Genomic DNA, 16711 nt, shown 5'->3' with positions numbered 1-16711 from the left:
GCGGCCACCCGGGCCGCCCTTCGAGAGCAATTAGAGCACGCAATTCAATTGCGCACAACTGAATCGCGTGCAGGGCGGTCGGTACCATGGGGGCATGACCACGCTCCCGCAGCTGCCCGACGAGGAACTGCTCCGTCTCGACCAGCAGATCTGCTTCTCGCTGAACGCCGCCTCGCGCGCCTTCGGCGGTGTCTACCGGGTGCTCCTCAAGGACCTGGGGCTCACCTACCCCCAGTACCTGGTCATGCTGGTGCTCTGGGAGCACGGCGAGCTGCCCGTGAAGCGCATCGGCGAGCGCCTGCGACTGGACTCCGGCACGCTCTCCCCGCTGCTGAAGCGGCTGGAGGCGGCCGGCCTGGTCCGCCGGGAGCGCAGTCCCGAGGACGAGCGCTCCGTCACCGTCAGCCTCACGGTCGAGGGTGCGGCGCTGCGCGAGCGCGCCGGCCAGGTGCCCCGTCGGTTGCTCGCCGCCACCGGGCTGCCGGTCGAGGACATGGCCGCCCTGCGGGTCCTGCTGGACCGGGTGACGGGCGCCCTGGACTCGGCCCTGCTGGAGCCCCCGGCCGCCGACTGACGCCGGGCCCGTCGGGCGCGCGGGCCGCCGGTCGGACGGGACGCCGGTCGGGCGGGCGGCCGACGGGCACGGGTCGCCCGCCGCCGTCAAATCGAGCTGCCACGACACGGCCGATCGGTGTGATCTGCGTCACTCCACCGTGGCTCGCGGGGCGGGTGCCCACTCGAATCCGCAGGTCGCCGCGGGTGGGCGGAAACGGGCAGAAGCGGTCATTTTTTGCTCCCGGGATCCGGTCAACAATCCCCGCCCGCAGGACGGTTACACCACGAGCCCCTCCAGGGGCCGCCGGTGCGCCGCGCGGTGCGCCGGCCAGCTGACCCACGGAAGGGGGAGGCGTGTGGTGAACACCCCCGGGCCGGGCGAGGAGCAGGGCCTGCGAGCGGACCCGCTCGACGGACTGCCGGTCGACTTCGCGGTCTTCTTCACCCAGGAGAACCCCGGCTACCTCCGGTACGCCCAGCAGCGCCTGCGGCACCGCGAGGACGCGCAGGACGCCGTCCAGAGCGCCGGCGCCGTGCTGTACAAGAACTGGCGGCGCGCCCTGTCCAGCGCCGACCTCAAGGCCTTCGCCTTCAAGATCGTCAAGGACGCGGTGACCGACGTGCTGCGGGAGCGGCGCCGCACGGAGCGCAAGCGGCTGCGGGTGATCGCCCAGTTCCGGCCCGACACCGGCCACGGCGAACTGGACGAACTCGCCGAACTCGACGCCCTGGACTGGGCCATGGAGGAGCTCGCGCAGGCCTCACCGGTCCAGGCGGACGTGGTGCGACTGCGCCAGGCCGGCCAGTCCTACCCGGACATCGGCCGGGCGCTCGGCATCGCGCACACCACCGCCCGGACGTACTACAGCCTCGGCCGGCGCCACCTGGAGTACCTGCTGGAGACCGCGGACCGGCTGCCGGAGCCGGCCGCCGGCGAGAACGAACAGGGGAGGCCCGAGTGAACCTCGCCGAGCTGCTGCGCACCGACGTCGACGCGCTGGCACGGGAGTTCCGCGACCATGACCCGGTGGCCTTCACCCGCCGACTCGCCGAACGGATCGGGGGCGGGTCCGGGGCTCCCGGTCCGCCCCCGGCCGGCCCGTCCGTGCCCGCCCAGCGCACCGCCGCCGGCCGGGCCGAACGCCCCCCGTCGGCCGCCCGGCGGCAGCCGCCCCCCGCGGCCCCCGACGGCCACCCCCGAACGCGCACCGAACCGGCGGCCCTGGCCGCGCTGACCGCCGCCGGCCGCGCCGAACTCCGCCGCGACCTGCGGTACCTGTGCGGCGGGATCGCGGCGGCGGCGGACGTGAGCGAGCTGGCGCTCGACCTGGAGCTGGCCGAGAAGGCCGCGTTCCGCACCCTCGGCTGCGTGCTCTACGGCATGGGCCGGGCGGCGGACGGGGTCTTCTGGTGGCGGATCGCCGCCCAGCTCGGCGACCAGCTGGCCGTGCACTGCCTCGCCGTCCACTACGCGGCGGAGGGCGACCAGCGCGACGCCGCGCACTGGGGGGCGCTGGCCGAGGACCTCAGCGCCCCCGACCGGTTACCCGCCGTCGCCCTCGGCACCTGCCCCGGCAGACCCGCCGACATGGTGCGGACGCTGGCCCTGGAGTGCGACGGCGAGATCGTGCTGACCCTGCGGGAGGCCGTCGCCGGGACCCGGCCGGTCGCGGTGCAGACCGCTCCCCGGCCCGGCCGGGGCCGGGCCCCGGCCACCCGCCGTCGCCCGGCCCGCTCCCGCTGAGGAGGGGCGAGGGCCGCCGGGGCCCGGTTGGAACGTCCCGGCGGCCCTCGCCGCGGTCCGGGCCCGCCTGCTCCGGATGGGTGAGGCCCGGGGCCTGCGCCGACCGTTCCGGCACAGGCCCCGCGTCAGGCGAGGCGCAGCCCCGCGTCAGGCGAGCAGCTTCTCCTTCGCCTTCTGGAACTCCTCCTCGGTGATCGCGCCGCTGTTCCTGAGATCCGCCAGCTTGGCCAGCTCGTCGACGTGGCCGCCCGCCCCGCCACCGCCGCCGGGCTGGGTGTCGGCCGCCTCCTTGATGTACGCCTTGAAGGCGGCGTCGGCCTGCCGCGCCTGCTCGACGTCGCGTTCGCCCATCGAGCGCCCGCGCGCGATCAGGTACACGAAGACGCCCAGGAAGGGCAGCAGGATCACGAAGATCACCCAGCCGGCCTTGCCCCAGCCGCCCATGTCGTGGCTTCGGAAGATGTCCGAGATGATCTTGAACAGCAGAAAGAACCAGAGGACGAACAGGAAGAACTCCAGCATCGTCCAGAACAGGTTGAGCATTGGATAGTCGTCCACGATGCCCTCCTCATGGCGGCCGGCCGAACACCGTCGGCCGCACGGCGACCCGCGGCGCCCGGAAGTGGACGGCGGTCAAACGAGTCATATCATCGCAATTCGCCCTCCGCGCGCCGGGCCTGCGGGGTTCGGCGGGTGGGACCGGACACGTCCTGGCGCCGACCACCTGACCTGGGTTGTCGCCGAGGTGATCACCCGTACTACCGTTGCGCGGTGGACAAGGCTCAGGAGTTCGAAACCCATCGACCCCGGCTGTTCTCGCTCGCCTACCGGATGCTCGGGTCGGCGGCCGAGGCCGAGGACGCCGTGCAGGACGCCTACCTGCGCTGGCACGGCGCCGAGCGCGAGCAGATCGCGGCTCCGGGCCCCTGGCTCGCCAAGGTGCTCACCAACCTCTGTCTCAACCGGCTGACCTCGGCGCGGGTGCAGCGCGAGGAGTACGTCGGGCCCTGGCTGCCGGAGCCCGTACGGACCGAGGGCGGTGTGCTCGGCCCGATGGAGACAGCCGAGCAGCGGGAGGCGGTGTCGATGGCCGTCCTGGTGATGATGGAGCGTCTTACTCCGGCCGAGCGAGCCGTGGTCGTCCTCCGCGACGCCTTCGACTACGGCTACCGCGACATCGCGGGGGTGCTGGACTCCACCGAGGCGAGCGCACGGCAGATCTACCGCCGGGCCAGGCTCCACCTGGCCGAGGGGCGGTCCAGGTTCGAGACCTCCGCGCAGCCGCGCACCGACCTGCTGACGCGCTTCCTGGAGGCCGCGGCCCTCGGGTCGCTGCAGCAGTTGGAGGCGCTGCTCGCGGACCAGGTCGTCGCGTGGTCCGACGGCGGCGGCAAGGTCCGTGCGGCACTGCGCCCGGTCAGCGGCCGGGACAAGGTGGCCCGCTTCGTCCTGGGCCTGTTCACGCGCTGGGTCGGGGAGATGGAGATCGAGGTCGCCGAGGTGAACGGCGCGCCGGTGGCCCTGGGCTGGGAGGCCGGGGAGCTGGTCGCGGTCGGTGTCGTCGAGGGCGGCGAGGACGGGATCACCGGGATCCGGATCATCCGCAACCCGGAGAAACTGAGATTTCTCGCGAATCAGTCCCGGGGACTGTCACAGAACGCGTAGCTGGCCGGTTCTTCCTCTGTGACAGGACGAACGACACGGAGGACTGCAGCGATGGACAACGTGATCATGGTGACCGGGGCGACCGGCGTACTGGGCCGCGAGGTGCTGGAGCGGGCGCTCCGGACCGGGCTGCCGGTGCGGGCGCTGACCCGCCGGACGGACCTCCCCGCCACCCCCGGCGTCTCCTGGTTCACCGGCGACCTGACCACCGGCACCGGTCTGGCCGAGGCCTTCGCCGGAGTCCGCACGATCATCCACTGCGCGAGCGACGTCCGCAGGTTCAAGAACGACATCCCCGCCTTCCGGCAGCTGCTCGCCGCCGCCGAGCGGGCCGGGGTCGAACACGTCGTCAACATCTCGATCATCGGCGTCGACCGGATCCCGTACCCCTACTACCGGATCAAGCTGGAGGGCGAACGGCTGCTCGCGGAGTCGGGGATCGGCTGGACCAATCTGCGGGCGGCCCAGTTCCCCGACCTGCTCAACACGGCGCTGCGGGTGCTGGCCAAGTCCCCCGTCATCCCGATGCCCTCCGGCACGGCCTGCCAGCCGGTGGACCAGGGCGAGGTGGCCGACCGGCTGGTCGAGTTGGCGCAGGGCGGGCCGGCCGGCCGGGTGCCGGACATGGCCGGGCCGACGGTGTACTCGGCCGTCCGGCTCGCCAGGGACTGGACGAGGGCGGCCGGCAAGCGCCGGATCGTCCTGCCGGTCTTCGTTCCCGGAAGGATGGGTGCGGCGTTCCGCACCGGCGCGCTCACCGCGCCGGACCGGGCGGTGGGGGTCCGTACCTGGGAGGAGTACCTGGCGGCCGAGGTCGCCCGCTGAGCCCGCCGGACCGGGGGCGCCGGCGCCCACTCGCCGGCGCGCCGCCGGTCACCAGGCCGACGACACGTCCGCGCCGGGCCGGTGGGGCCGGTGCCGCCGCGAAGGCCAGCAGCGTCTGGGTGACCACTGGGAGAAGCCCCATCGCGGCCATGCCCGGGCGGAGAACGCACGGGCCTCGCCGCTTCCGACGGGGAGGAGGCGAGGCCCGCGGAGCCGTACGCTTCGACCGGCGGTCGAAGCGTACGGCTCGCGGTGTTGTGGCGGTGTCCTGGCGGGCGGGTCAGCGCCGCAGCGTCAGGAGGCCCGGCCGCCAGGGAAGTTGGTCGTAGGGGCCGGTCGCGGTGGGGGACTTGCCCTGGTAGAGGAGCTGCAGGTTGCAGGGGTCGATGGTCATGGTCTGGTCGGGGTTGTTGCGGACCAGGTCGCCGTGGCTGATGTCGTTGGTCCAGGTGGCGCCGCTGTTGGCCTTGCCGGCGAAGGGGTTGCTCTCGGTGGCGGCCTGCGGGGTCCAGGAGCCGTTGAGGCTGGTGGCCGTGAACGAGCGGAAGTAGCGTCCGTTCGCCCCCATGGCCTCGACGATCATGAGGTACTGGTTCTGGCCCTGGACCTTGTAGACCTGCGGGGCCTCGAAGAGGTTGGCCGTCGTGTCGCTCATGACCGTGGTGTACGAGGAGCCGAAGCTGCCGGGGAAGTTCCCGATCGGCATGCTCGCACGGTAGATGCTGCCGTTGTCGCCGGCGAAGAACAGGTACATGTTCTGGCCGTCGGCGATCAGGGTCTGGTCGATCGGCCCGGTGGCGGAGTTGGGGATGCCACCGGTGAACAGCGGCTGCGGCGCGGACCAGCCGTTGGGGTTGGTCGGGTCGCTCGACGTGCGGTAGATGAACGGCCACGCACCCCACTGGTACGCCAGCACCCAGATGTTCCTGGGCGCGAAGTAGAACAGCGTGGGGGCCACCGCGGCCTGGCTCATCCCGCTCTGGCCGGCCGACGCCATGTCCGACCAGTTCGTGAAGGGGCTGAACATCATCGAGCCGTACGACGACCCGTTCACGTTCGACGCGTAGACCAGGTGCTTGCCGTTGACCACCACGTCGGTGAAGTCCTTCACCGACGCCCATCCGTTTGCCGGCTGCGCCAGCGCGCCCGAGGACGACCAGCGGTACGCCGACGGCAGGGGGCAGTTGCCTCCCGGCGGGGTCGTCCCGGACAGGCCGGTCCACTGTTGGTTGCTGCGGCCGTTGCAGGTCCAGATCTCCACCGCCGTGCCGTTGGCCGTGGCCGCGCCCGTGACGTCCAGGCACAGCCCGGACTCGACGCCGACGATCGTGCCGTCGGCGTTCACCCGCCACTGCTGGTTCGCGCCGCCGCTGCACGTCCAGATCTGCACCCGGGTACCGGCCGTGGTGGCGTGGCCCGGCACGTCCAGGCACTTGTTGCCGTACACGGTCAGCTGGTTCCCGGACGTCGACGTCCACGACTGGTTGGTGCCGCCGGAGCAGTCGTAGATCTGCAGGGACGCGCCGTCGCTCTGGTCGGCGTTCGACACGTCGAGGCACCGGCCGGAACCCGCGCCGCGCAAGGCACCGCTGGTGTCCGCCTGGGCGGGGGTCGCGACGAGCAGCGCCGCGAGCGCCGCCACGGTCGCGACCACGGCGGTGAGCACCGCGGACAGCGGCCTGCGGCTGGAACTTCGTTTGCGCATGGGATCTCCTTCGTGAACGGATGGAGCTGCCACCCGGGTCTGTTGTCGCTCACATGCGCGGGCGCGCGCCTGCCGTGGGCGCGCGCCCGCACGGCTCAGCTCACTTGAGGTTCCAGTGCTGGTTGGCGCCGCCGGTGGAGTCCCAGATCTGGACGGGGGTGCCGTTGGCGGTCTGACCGCCGGGGATCTCCAGGGCCCGGCCGCTGGCGACGTTGGTCAGGGTGTAGGAGCCGTCGCCGTTGCGGCCGGCCCGCCAGTGCTGGTTGGCGCCGCCGTTGGAGTCCCAGACCTGCATCTTCGTCCCGTTGCCCGACTGGTTGCCCGGCTCGTCCAGGACCCGGCCGCTGGCGATGTTGGTCAGCGTGTAGGAGCCGTCGCTGTTCCGATCGGCCCGCCACTGCTGGTTCGCGGCACCGCCGGCGTCCCACACCTGGAGCGGGGTGCCGTTGCCGTTCTGACCCGCGGGCTCGTCGAGAACGCGTCCGGCGGCCATGTCGGTGAGCGTGTAGACGGTGCCGGAGACGATGCCCCCGCCCGGGTTGCCGTTGCCGCTGCCGCCGAGGGTGGTGAGGACTGCGCCGTAGGCGGCCTTCTTGTTGCCGTTGTTGTCGAACAGCAGGGGGTTCTCGCCGCCGCGCCAGGAGTCGCTGTCGCGGATGCCCCACACCGTGATGCCCGTGCAGCGGGCGACGTCGAGGCAGGCCTGGACGGTGTTGGCGTACGCGGTGGTGGACGCCTGGGCGATGTCGAGCTCGGTGAGCTGGACGTCCACGCCGAGCGCGGCGAAGCTGGACAGGGTGGTCCGGAGGTTGGACGGCGGGCCGCCGGCGCCGAAGTGGGCCTGGAGGCCGACGCAGTCGATGGGCACGCCGCGGGACTTGAAGTCCTTGACCATGTTGTAGACGCCCTGGGTCTTGGCGTCGGTCCAGTTCTCGATGTTGTAGTCGTTGTAGCAGAGCTTGGCCGAGGGGTCGACGTTGCGGGCGGTGCGGAAGGCCTCCTCGATGAAGCCGTTGCCCAGCACGTCCTGGAACACCGAGCCGCGGTGCTGGCCGCTGCCGCCGTCGGCGAACGCCTCGTTGACCACGTCCCAGGCGTAGATCTTGCCCTTGTAGTGGTTCATCTCGGTGGTGATGTGGTTGTTCATCACGCTGCGCAGGGTGTTGGCGTCCCGGATGGAGCCGACCCAGGACGGGAGCTGCGAGTGCCAGACCAGGGTGTGGCCGCGCATGCGCTGGCCGTGCGCGGAGGCGTGGTTGACGATCGAGTCGCCCGGCCCGAAGTTGAACGATCCGCGGGACGGTTCGATGGTGTCCCACTTCATCTCGTTCTCCGGGGTGATCATGTTGAACTCCCGGTCGAGAATGGTGGAGTACGTCGAGTCGCCGAGCCTGCCGGCGGCCACTGCCGTGCCGAAGTAGCGTCCGCTGTCGGCCGCTGCCGCGCCCAGCGTGGACGCCCCGGCGGCATGGGCCGCGGGGCTTGCGGTGACGGCGGTGGCCGAGCCGACGAGCAGGCATGCGGCCGCCGTCAGGGCCTTGCGGAGAATGGGCTTCGTGGTGAGCCATGGCATGACGGATCGTTCTCCTTGGGTGGGGGATGCCGGCGCACCGGTCGGGGGTCGGAGCGCCGTCCTGGCGGTTGTGCGTGGGCGGCTCGCCCGAGTGCTCTTCCGCCGGGCGGGGCGGGGCGCGTTTCCGGGAGGTGGTGCCTGTCGGCGCCGCCTGTTAGCGCTAACAATTCACGACGGAAACGTGCCCTGACCGGAGTGTCCGGACGATCGGCTTGTCGTCAACAAGATCGCGCCGGTGGGTGGTTGGCGCGCCAGGCCGGGGAGCCGGGGCCCCCGGGACTTGTCGACGGCGACAGTGTTGGCCTGAGCTCGACAAGTTGTCAACGCTTTCGACCGAAACAGCGACAGCTTCGACCGCTGCCGGGCCCACCCCGCCGGAGAACGCGCTGGCCAGACGCTTGGCGGTCGATTGCGAGGCCCGGGAACCCGATCGGGAGCCTCCCGACGCCCCCGCGAATCCCCCTGTGCGCGGGTCGCAATCAACGCAGAAGAACGGCGAAAGTTTCGCAATCCCTGTTCAGGGTCGACCGGGCGCCACGGCGCTGGAGCGCACCACCAGGGTGGTCGACAGTTCGAGGCGGGTGGGCGCTGCCGGCGCCTCCCCGGCGCGGAGGGAGAAGATCAGGCGCGTCGCCTGCTCGGCCATCTCCCGCAGGGGCTGGCGGACGGTGGTCAGCGCGGGGCTGGTCCACTGCGCGATGTCCAGGTCGTCGTAGCCCACCACGGACAGGTCCTCGGGGACGCGCAGGCCGCGGACCCGGGCGGCCTCCATGACGCCGAGCGCCTGCAGGTCGCTGCCGGCGAAGATCGCGGTGGGCCGGTCCGGGAGCTCCAACAGCCTTTCGGCCCGGGCGAATCCGCCCTCGGCGTGGAAGTCGCCGAAGGCGGTCAGCGCGGGGTCGACCGCCAGGCCGGCCATGGTCATCGCGGAGCGGTAGCCGTCCAGCCGGGCCAGGGAGCAGAGGGTGTCCTCGGGGCCGGTGACGATGGCGATGCGCCGGTGGCCGAGCTCGATCAGGTGCCGGGTGGCGGCGAGGCCGCCGGCCCAGTTGGCCGACCCCACCGAGGGAACGTCCGGGTCGGGGTTGCCGGCCGGGTCGACGATCACGAACGGGATGGAGCGTGCGCGCAGTTGGCGCTTGAACCCGGGCGGCAGGCTGGAGAAGACCAGCACGACACCGAGCGGGCGCCGGCGCAGCACCGCCTCGATCCACTCCGGTCCGGGGGCCCGGCGCGAACCGCTGTGGGTGACCACGACCGCCGCCCCGTGCTCGTTCGCCACGGCCTCGACGCCGCGGAGGAGCTCCATCGCCCAGAGGCTGTCGAGCTCGTGGAAGACGATCTCGACGAGGGGTGCTTCACCTCCGCTGCGTGCGGCTCGCCGGTAGTCGTGCTCGCTCAGGACCTGCTCGACGCGGACGCGGGTGGCCGCCGCCACGTCGGTACGGCCGTTGAGAACCTTCGAAACCGTCGAAACGGAGACCTCGGCCTCGCGCGCGATGTCCGCGAGGGTCACCCGTCCCAGTTCATCGCCCATTTCCATGGAGGCAGCATAGGGCACGGGCGGCGCAGGGCAGTTGGCGCACCACGCTCCGTCGGAAACCCCCGATCCGAGGGGTTGACCCGAGACATGTCCGCAACCTACCGTCCCGGCCATGCGCTTATTTCGAGAAACCAGTCGAAACTTTAGGGCAACCCCGATGAGGAGACGCGCTCTCGCCGTCGCACTCGGTCTGACCGCGGTTCTGGTGGGGACGACCGCCTGCGGCAGCGGCGGTTCCTCCTCCGCGGGCGGGGGCTCCGGCACGATCCACGTGCTGGTCTACGGGGATGCCGGCAACAAGGTCGAGAAGCAGCTGGTGGAGACCTTCAACAGGACGTCGAAGATCAAGGTCGTCCTGGACACCATCCCCGGCGCGGACTACCAGGCCAAGCTCAACACCGTCATCAACACCCCCCAGGCGCCGGACGTCTTCTTCAACTGGGGAGGCGGCAGCATCCAGTCCTACGTGAAGTCCGGCCTGCTGCTCCCGCTGGACGACATGATCGCCGCGGACCCGGCGCTGAAGAGCAGCTTCCTGCCGTCGGTGTTCAACACCGCGGTGATCGACGGCAAGTCCTACGGCATCCCGATGCGCGGCACCCAGCCCGTGCTGCTGTTCAGCAACAGGAAGGTGCTGGCCGACGCCGGCCTGAGCGCTCCGAAGACCTGGGACGACCTGCTGGGTGCCGTCCGGGCGCTCAAGGCCGAGGGCATCACCCCGATCGCCCTCGGCGGGGGCGACCAGTGGCCGACCCTGATGTGGCACGAGTACGTCTTCGACCGCGTCGCGGGCCCCGAACTGTTCCGGAAGGCGCTGTCCGGCGACCGGAGCGCCTGGGAGAGCGAGGACGCCAGGAAGGCCCTGGGCATGCTCAGGCAGCTGGTCGACGCCGGGGCGTTCGGCTCCAACTTCGACTCGGTCAAGTTCACCGACGGCGGATCCCCGGCCCTGCTGGCCAAGGGCAGGGCCGCCTTCGAGCTGATGGGCTCCTGGGAGTACGCCACCCAGCGGGAGGCCAACCCGGACTTCGCCAGGAGCGGCCTCGGGTACAGCAACTTCCCCGGTGTGGCCGGCGGCAAGGGCGACCCGGCCGACGTGGTCGGCAACACCAACAACTTCTACTCGGTGCTGAAGAAGAGCAAGCACCCCGAGGCGGCGGCCGCCTTCCTGAAGCTCATGTACTCCGACGAGTTCGTGAAGGCCCAGCTGGCGATCGGCAACCTGCCGACCACCACCAGCACCGAGCGGTTCCTCGCCGCCTCGGACAACCCCGACTACTCGAAGTACCAGTACGACCTGGTCAAGGCGGCCCCGTCGTTCCAGCTGTCCTGGGACCAGGCGTACCCGCCGGCCGCCAACGCGCCGATCCACACCGCCGTCCAGCAGTTCTTCAACGGCAAGCTCGACGTGGACGGCTTCATCAAGGCCATGCAGGCCCTGCCCGCCTCCTGAGACGGATTGCCATGAGTGCTTCCTCCTTGGCGTCCGGGTACGGTCGGCGCCTGCGGGCGCGGCCTCGACGGACCGGCGTCGGGGTGACCCGCCCGGGCCTCGCCTGGGCGCTGCCCGCGACCGTGTTCTTCCTGATGTTCGCGCTTCTGCCGCTGGTCCTGGTGGCGGTGCTCTCCTTCACCAGCTGGAACGGCGTCGACGCCCCCCGGTTCAACGGCCTCGCCAACTGGACCAGGCTGCTGCACGACCCGGTGATGACGCAGAGCGTCGGCCTGACCCTGGTGCTGACCGTGGCGGGCGTGGTCGTGCAGACTCCGGTGAGCATCCTGCTGGGCGTGTGGGCGGCCGGTCGCCAACGCAACCGAGCCGTGCTGTCCGCGATCTTCTTCGTCCCGCTGCTGCTGTCCGCGACCGCGGTCTCGGTGGTCTGGCGCGCCATCCTCGACCCCAACTTCGGGGTGCCCTCGCAGCTGGAACAGCTGTTCGGTGACGGCAATCTGATGGGTGATCAGAGCAGTGCCGTCGCGGTGCTCACCTTCGTCGGCATGTGGCAGTGGACGCCCATGCACGCACTCCTCTACCAGGGCGGCGCCCGGGCGATCCCGCAGGTGCTGTACCAGGCGGCGTCGATCGACGGTGCGGGCAAGGTGCGGCAGTTCCTCCACATCACCCTGCCGCAGCTGCGCAACACCATGATCACCTCGGTGATCCTGATGCTGGTCGGCGGCCTCACCACCTTCGACACCGTCCTCATCCTGACCCAGGGCGGCCCCGGCACCGACACCACCAACAGCGCCTACTACATGTACCAACAGGCCTTCAAGAGCTTCGACTTCGGCGCGGGTTCGGCCATCGCCCTGGTCCTCGTGGTGGTCGCAAGCCTGGTCTCGATCGCCGTCGTGCGCCTGTCCGGGTACGACAGGATGCGCAGCACCACGGAGGGACTGTGATGCGACGGCGTCCCAACCACCTCGCCGGGCTGGGCTCGCTGATCTGGCTGGCACTGGTCGGATTCCCGCTGTACGTCCTGCTGATCGCGACGTTCCGGACCCGATCCGACTACTCCACGCAGGGACCGCTCGCCTTCCCCGCGCAGCTGACCCTGCAGAACTACGTCGACGACTTCTCCAACGGCTTCGGCCGGGACTTCCTCAACACGCTCCTCGTCACCGTGAGCGTGGTCGCGATCGTGCTGCTCGTGGTGCCCCCGCTCGCCTACGCGATCGTCCGGGCCCGGGGCAGGACCATCGGCACGGTCTTCCGGATCTTCCTGCTGGGGTTGGCGATTCCGGCGCAGGCCGTGATCGTGCCGATGTTCTACGTGATCAGCAAGGCCGGCCTCTACGACAACCTGCTCGGCATCATCCTGCCCACCGCGGCGTTCTGCCTGCCGGTGTGCACGCTGGTCCTCACCGGGGCCATGCGGGACATCGCCGGCGAGCTCTACGAGGCCATGGCCATGGACGGCGCCACCCCCTGGCGGGTGTTCTGGCAGTTGGTGCTGCCGCTGTCCAAGGGCGGCCTCTCGTCCGTCGTGGTCTTCGCCGCGCTGCAGGCGTGGAACGGCTTCCTGTTCCCCCTGATCCTCACCCAGTCGGAGAGCACCAAGGTCATCACCCTCGGCCTGTACGAGTTCCAGACCGAGCACGGCGTCGACGTGCCCGGTCTGCTCAGTGCCGTCGTGCTGTCGACGCTCCCCGTCTTCATCGTCTACCTGTTCGCCCGACGCGCCTTGGTCCAAGGCCTGATGGGCGTCGGAGGAAAGTGACCGCCAACATGAACCCGGCCGTCCCGTCCGCAGCCCCGACCACCCGCTGGCACGACCGCGCGCTCGGACCCGAGGAGCGCGCCGAGGCCCTGCTCGCCGAGATGACACTGACGGAGAAGCTGGCCCAGCTCGTCGGTGTCTGGGTCGGCGCCTCCGACGAGGGCGGCGAGGTCGCCCCGCACCAGCACGACATGGAGGATCCGCCCGTCCTCGACGACCTGCTCCCCTCCGGACTGGGCCAGTTGACCCGGCCCTTCGGCACGGTGCCGGTCGACCCGGCGCTGGGCGCGCTCTCACTGGCCCGCAGTCAGCAGCGCATCGCCGCCGCCAACCGGTTCGGCATCCCCGCCCTCGCGCACGAGGAGTGCCTGGCCGGATTCGCCGCCTGGGGGGCCACCGCCTACCCGGTGCCGCTCTCCTGGGGTGCCACCTTCGACCCGGACCTGATCCGGCGGATGGCCGCGGCCATTGGTCGCGACATGCGCGCGGTCGGTGTCCACCAGGGCCTCTCCCCGGTCCTCGACGTCGTCCGCGACGCCCGCTGGGGCCGGGTCGAGGAGACCATCGGCGAAGACCCGTACCTGGTCGGCACGGTGGCCACCGCCTACGTGCAGGGCCTGGAGTCGACGGGGATCGTCGCCACGCTCAAGCACTTCGCCGGGTACTCGGCCTCGCGCGCCGGACGCAACCTCGCCCCCGTGGGCATGGGTACCCGCGAGCGTGCCGACGTGATCCTGCCGCCCTTCGAGATGGCGGTGCGCGAGGGCCGGCCCCGTTCGGTCATGCACGCCTACACCGACACCGACGGCGTCCCCTCGGCCGCCGACGAGGCACTGCTGACCGGGCTGCTGCGCGAGACCTGGGGCTTCGAGGGGACGGTGGTCGCCGACTACTTCGGCATCGCCTTCCTCAAGGTGCTGCACGGCGTGGCCGGAGACTGGGCCGAAGCCGCCGCCCTGGCCCTGGCCAGCGGCGTGGACGTGGAACTGCCCACCGTCAAGACCTTCGGTGAGCCGCTGCGGCGCGCCGTCGAGGACGGGACCGTGCCCGAGGCACTGGTCGACCGGGCGCTGCGGCGGGTGCTGGTGCAGAAGGCCCAACTCGGCCTGCTGGACCGGGACTGGGACGCCGTCCCGGCGGCGCTCGCCGGCCGGCTGCTCGACGACCCCGAGGAGCTGCGCGGCTCGGTCGACCTGGACCGCCCGGAGAACCGCGCCCTCGCCCGGGAGATCGCCGAGCAGGCCGTGGTGCTGCTGAGCAACGACGGCACCCTGCCGCTGCGCGGGCCCCGCCGGATCGCGCTGATCGGTCCCAACGCGGACACCCCGACCTCGGTGCTGGGCTGCTACGCCTTCCCGGTGCACGTCGGCGGCCAGCACCCCGGGATCCCGGTCGGCATCGAACTGCCCACGCTGTGGCAGGCGTTGACGGTCGAGTTTCCCGACAGCGAGATCCGGGCCGCGGCCGGGGCGAGCGTCGACGGGCCCGACACGTCCGGCTTCGCCGAGGCCGTCGAGGCGGCCAGGCAGGCCGATGTCGTGATCGTCGCCCTCGGGGACCGGGCGGGCCTGTTCGGGCGCGGCACCAGCGGCGAGGGCTGCGACATCGAGTCGCTCGAACTTCCAGGTGTGCAGCAGCAGTTGCTCGATGCTCTGCTGGACACCGGCAAGCCGGTCGTGCCGGTGCTGCTGGCCGGCCGCCCCTACGCGCTGGGACGCGCGGCGACCGAGGCGGCGGCCCTGGTGCAGACCTTCTTCCCCGGCGAGGCCGGGACCGAGGCGATCGCCGCCGTGCTCAGCGGCCGGACCAACCCCGCGGGCAGGCTGCCGGTCAGCATCCCGGCCCGCCCGGCCGTGCAGCCCTCCACCTATCTCGCCGCCCGCCTGGCCGGGCCGAGCGAGGTGTCCAGCACCGACCCGACCCCCGCGTTCGGATTCGGGCACGGCATCGGCTACACCACGTTCGCCTGGACCGACCTGGAGGTGGATCGGGCCGCCGCCGCGACCGACGGCGAGCTCGGCCTCGCCTTCACCCTGCGCAACACCGGTGCGCGGAGCGGCAGCGAGACCGTCCAGCTCTACCTGCACGACCCCGTCGCCTCCGTCGTCCAGCCGGTCCTGCGGCTGATCGGCTACCGGCGGATCACCCTCGACGCGGGCGAGCGGACCCGGATCCGGGTCCGCGTCCCCGCCGACCTCGCGTCCTTCACCGGACGCGACGGCCGACGCATCGTCGAGCCGGGCGAGTTGGAGCTGCGGGTCGCCGCCTCCAGCACCGACGTCCGGCTCACCGCCACCGTCCGACTGGACGGCCCGGTCCGAGTCCTGGACCACACCCGGCGCCTGCACGCGGACTTCAGGTGCACCTGACCCGCCTCCGCGCCAGCCGGAACCTTCCTCGCACCCCTGGCAATCCCGACGGAGAGGTCCCATGTTCCGATCCCGCTCGTTACCGTCCCGTCTCCTGGGCATCGTCGCCGCGATCGGCCTCGCGGCCGGCCTGAGCCTGCAGGCCGCCCCCCGGGCCGCCGCCGCCCCGCAGGCCTCCGCCGCTCCCCGAGCCGTCGCCGCCTCGCTGACGCAGATCACGAACTTCGGCACCAACCCGACAGGTCTGCTGATGCACCTGTACGTGCCGGGCAACGCCAGGGCCAACCCGCCGATCCTGCTGGCCCTGCACGGGTGCCAGGGAACGGGGCCCTACCTGTACTCCAGCACCGACTTCGGGTCGCTGGCCGACCGGTACGGGTTCCTCGTCATCTACCCCTCGACGAACCCGAGCGGAAGCTGCTGGGACGTCTCCTCGGACCAGGCGCTGACCCGCAACGGCGGCAGCGACCCGGTCGGGCTCATGTCGATGATCACCTACACGGAGCAGCACTACGGTGGCAACGCCAACGCCGTGTACGTGACCGGCGAGTCGTCGGGCGGGATGATGACGAACGTGATGCTGGCCGACTACCCCGATGTGTTCAAGGCGGGCGCGGCGTTCATGGGCGTGCCCTACCACTGCTTCCACACCGGCTCCGTACGGGGCTGGAACGCGGACTGCGCCCAGGGCAGGCTCTCCAGGAGCCCGCAGCAGTGGGGCGGACTGGTCCGCAACACGGGGTATCCCGGCTACACCGGTCCGCGTCCGCGGGTGCAGCTGTGGCACGGAACCGCCGACACGATCCTTAGTTACAACAACCTGGGTGAAGAGATCAAGCAGTGGACCGACGTCCTCGGCGTGAGTCAGAACCCGTCGGCCACGGACACCCCCACGGCCAACTGGAACCGTACGCGCTACGACAACAGTGCCGGCACCACCCAGGTCGAGGCGTACAGCATCGCCGGGGCCGGGCACCAACTGCCGGTCCAGGGCACCGCGATGGCCGCCGAGGCCATCCGCTTCATGGGCCTGGACGCGGGGCCCTCCGGCGGGGGTACGACCGGCGCGCTGCACGCGGTGGCCGCGGGCAAGTGCCTGACCGACGCGAACAACGCGACGCTGGGCACCCAGCAGCAGATCTACACCTGCAACGGCGGCGCCAACCAGGCCTGGACCCGTACGGCGTCCAACCAGCTGACCGTGACCGTCGGGGGCAGCACCCTGTGCCTGGACGCCAACGCCAAGGGCACCACCGACGGCACCAAGGTGGTCGTCTGGTCCTGCAACGGCCAGGCCAACCAGCAGTGGCGGCTGAACGCGAACGGCACGATCACCGGGGTGCAGTCGGGGCTCTGCCTGGACGTGGCCGGCCTGGCCACCGCCGACGGCACGCCCGTTCAGCTGTGGAGCTGCAGCGGCGGCAGGAACCAGCAGTGGACGCTCGGATGACCGGATGACGCCGCCTGCGGGCCGGTCGCGGTGACCTGCTCCAGCCGTGGCGACGCCGTCT

Annotated in this window: 14 protein-coding genes and 1 pseudogene; 10 read left to right on the top strand and 5 right to left on the bottom strand. The window is 71.4% G+C overall.

Annotation, left to right across the window (positions count from 1 at the left end; translation table 11 throughout):
• Window positions 1–94: 94 nt before the first annotated feature.
• From ACIGZJ_RS25965 to ACIGZJ_RS25955, 3 genes are all read left to right on the top strand, one after another.
• Window positions 95–574: a MarR family winged helix-turn-helix transcriptional regulator gene (locus ACIGZJ_RS25965; RefSeq protein WP_396459468.1), complete on the top strand. Its 480-nt coding sequence runs from the start codon at window positions 95–97 to the stop codon at window positions 572–574.
• Between the two features lie 337 nt (window positions 575–911).
• Window positions 912–1517 (top strand): RNA polymerase sigma factor, encoded by a 606-nt coding sequence (locus ACIGZJ_RS25960; protein WP_396459467.1) that lies wholly within the window; start codon window positions 912–914, stop codon window positions 1515–1517.
• The gene (locus ACIGZJ_RS25955) at window positions 1514–2299 is read left to right on the top strand and encodes a hypothetical protein (RefSeq protein ID WP_396459466.1); all 786 of its coding nucleotides are present in this window, start codon (window positions 1514–1516) and stop codon (window positions 2297–2299) included. Before ACIGZJ_RS25960 ends, ACIGZJ_RS25955 begins: the two co-directional genes overlap by 4 nt.
• A gap of 147 nt (window positions 2300–2446) precedes the next feature.
• On the opposite strand, the gene ACIGZJ_RS25950 is transcribed toward ACIGZJ_RS25955, so the two are convergent.
• Complete coding sequence (locus ACIGZJ_RS25950) at window positions 2447–2857, bottom strand: SHOCT domain-containing protein (protein ID WP_396459465.1); 411 nt, start codon at window positions 2855–2857, stop codon at window positions 2447–2449.
• A gap of 213 nt (window positions 2858–3070) precedes the next feature.
• Between ACIGZJ_RS25950 and ACIGZJ_RS25945 the strand changes: the two genes are divergently transcribed.
• Together ACIGZJ_RS25945 and ACIGZJ_RS25940 are read left to right on the top strand one after the other, a co-directional pair.
• Window positions 3071–3964 carry an RNA polymerase sigma-70 factor gene (locus ACIGZJ_RS25945; RefSeq protein WP_396459464.1) on the top strand — a complete coding sequence of 298 codons (894 nt, stop codon included), beginning with the start codon at window positions 3071–3073 and terminating at the stop codon, window positions 3962–3964.
• Between the two features lie 51 nt (window positions 3965–4015).
• A complete protein-coding gene (locus ACIGZJ_RS25940) occupies window positions 4016–4789 on the top strand; it encodes an SDR family oxidoreductase (protein ID WP_396459463.1) in 774 nt (257 codons plus the stop codon).
• Between the two features lie 40 nt (window positions 4790–4829).
• Here the strand turns inward: ACIGZJ_RS25940 and ACIGZJ_RS25935 are convergent.
• From ACIGZJ_RS25935 to ACIGZJ_RS25920, 4 genes and pseudogenes are all read right to left on the bottom strand, one after another.
• Window positions 4830–4955, bottom strand: a pseudogene (locus tag ACIGZJ_RS25935) (MFS transporter); the annotation flags it as partial.
• 114 nt (window positions 4956–5069) lie between these two features.
• A complete protein-coding gene (locus tag ACIGZJ_RS25930; protein WP_396459462.1) occupies window positions 5070–6494 on the bottom strand; it encodes a non-reducing end alpha-L-arabinofuranosidase family hydrolase in 1425 nt (474 codons plus the stop codon).
• A 100-nt stretch (window positions 6495–6594) separates the two neighbouring features.
• The gene (locus ACIGZJ_RS25925; RefSeq protein ID WP_396459461.1) at window positions 6595–8067 is read right to left on the bottom strand and encodes an endo-1,4-beta-xylanase; all 1473 of its coding nucleotides are present in this window, start codon (window positions 8065–8067) and stop codon (window positions 6595–6597) included.
• Between the two features lie 517 nt (window positions 8068–8584).
• Complete coding sequence (locus ACIGZJ_RS25920; protein WP_396459460.1) at window positions 8585–9610, bottom strand: LacI family DNA-binding transcriptional regulator; 1026 nt, start codon at window positions 9608–9610, stop codon at window positions 8585–8587.
• Window positions 9611–9767: 157 nt separating this feature from the next.
• On the opposite strand from ACIGZJ_RS25920, the gene ACIGZJ_RS25915 reads away from it, so the two are divergent.
• The 5 genes from ACIGZJ_RS25915 (at window position 9768) to ACIGZJ_RS25895 (ending at window position 16650) form a co-directional block, all read left to right on the top strand.
• Complete coding sequence (locus ACIGZJ_RS25915; RefSeq protein ID WP_396459459.1) at window positions 9768–11063, top strand: ABC transporter substrate-binding protein; 1296 nt, start codon at window positions 9768–9770, stop codon at window positions 11061–11063.
• Window positions 11064–11074: 11 nt separating this feature from the next.
• Window positions 11075–12013 (top strand): carbohydrate ABC transporter permease, encoded by a 939-nt coding sequence (locus ACIGZJ_RS25910; RefSeq protein WP_396459458.1) that lies wholly within the window; start codon window positions 11075–11077, stop codon window positions 12011–12013.
• Entirely contained in the window at window positions 12013–12831 is an 819-nt protein-coding gene (locus ACIGZJ_RS25905; protein ID WP_392938301.1) for a carbohydrate ABC transporter permease, read from the top strand. The genes ACIGZJ_RS25910 and ACIGZJ_RS25905 overlap by 1 nt, the downstream gene beginning before the upstream one ends.
• Window positions 12828–15200, top strand: coding sequence for a glycoside hydrolase family 3 N-terminal domain-containing protein (locus tag ACIGZJ_RS25900; protein ID WP_396459457.1), 2373 nt, complete (start codon window positions 12828–12830; stop codon window positions 15198–15200). Before ACIGZJ_RS25905 ends, ACIGZJ_RS25900 begins: the two co-directional genes overlap by 4 nt.
• 61 nt (window positions 15201–15261) lie before the next feature.
• A complete protein-coding gene (locus ACIGZJ_RS25895; protein WP_396459456.1) occupies window positions 15262–16650 on the top strand; it encodes a PHB depolymerase family esterase in 1389 nt (462 codons plus the stop codon).
• The last annotated feature ends 61 nt before the right edge of the window (window positions 16651–16711 follow it).

Source organism: Kitasatospora sp. NPDC052868 (assembly GCF_044547105.1).
Lineage (GTDB): Bacteria > Actinomycetota > Actinomycetes > Streptomycetales > Streptomycetaceae > Kitasatospora.
Note: the sequence above shows the minus strand (reverse complement) of the source record. Positions and strands in the feature narration are given on the sequence as shown.

Bases quoted from the DNA above. Each gene is read 5' to 3' on its own strand.
- ACIGZJ_RS25920 (WP_396459460.1), bottom strand. From the start codon at position 9,610: ATGGAAATGGGCGATGAACTGGGACGGGTGACCCTCGCGGACATCGCG.
- ACIGZJ_RS25915 (WP_396459459.1), top strand. From the start codon at position 9,768: ATGAGGAGACGCGCTCTCGCCGTCGCACTCGGTCTGACCGCGGTTCTG.
- ACIGZJ_RS25930 (WP_396459462.1), bottom strand. From the start codon at position 6,494: ATGCGCAAACGAAGTTCCAGCCGCAGGCCGCTGTCCGCGGTGCTCACC.
- ACIGZJ_RS25965 (WP_396459468.1), top strand. From the start codon at position 95: ATGACCACGCTCCCGCAGCTGCCCGACGAGGAACTGCTCCGTCTCGAC.
- ACIGZJ_RS25910 (WP_396459458.1), top strand. From the start codon at position 11,075: ATGAGTGCTTCCTCCTTGGCGTCCGGGTACGGTCGGCGCCTGCGGGCG.
- ACIGZJ_RS25895 (WP_396459456.1), top strand. From the start codon at position 15,262: ATGTTCCGATCCCGCTCGTTACCGTCCCGTCTCCTGGGCATCGTCGCC.
- ACIGZJ_RS25905 (WP_392938301.1), top strand. From the start codon at position 12,013: ATGCGACGGCGTCCCAACCACCTCGCCGGGCTGGGCTCGCTGATCTGG.
- ACIGZJ_RS25925 (WP_396459461.1), bottom strand. From the start codon at position 8,067: ATGCCATGGCTCACCACGAAGCCCATTCTCCGCAAGGCCCTGACGGCG.
- ACIGZJ_RS25940 (WP_396459463.1), top strand. From the start codon at position 4,016: ATGGACAACGTGATCATGGTGACCGGGGCGACCGGCGTACTGGGCCGC.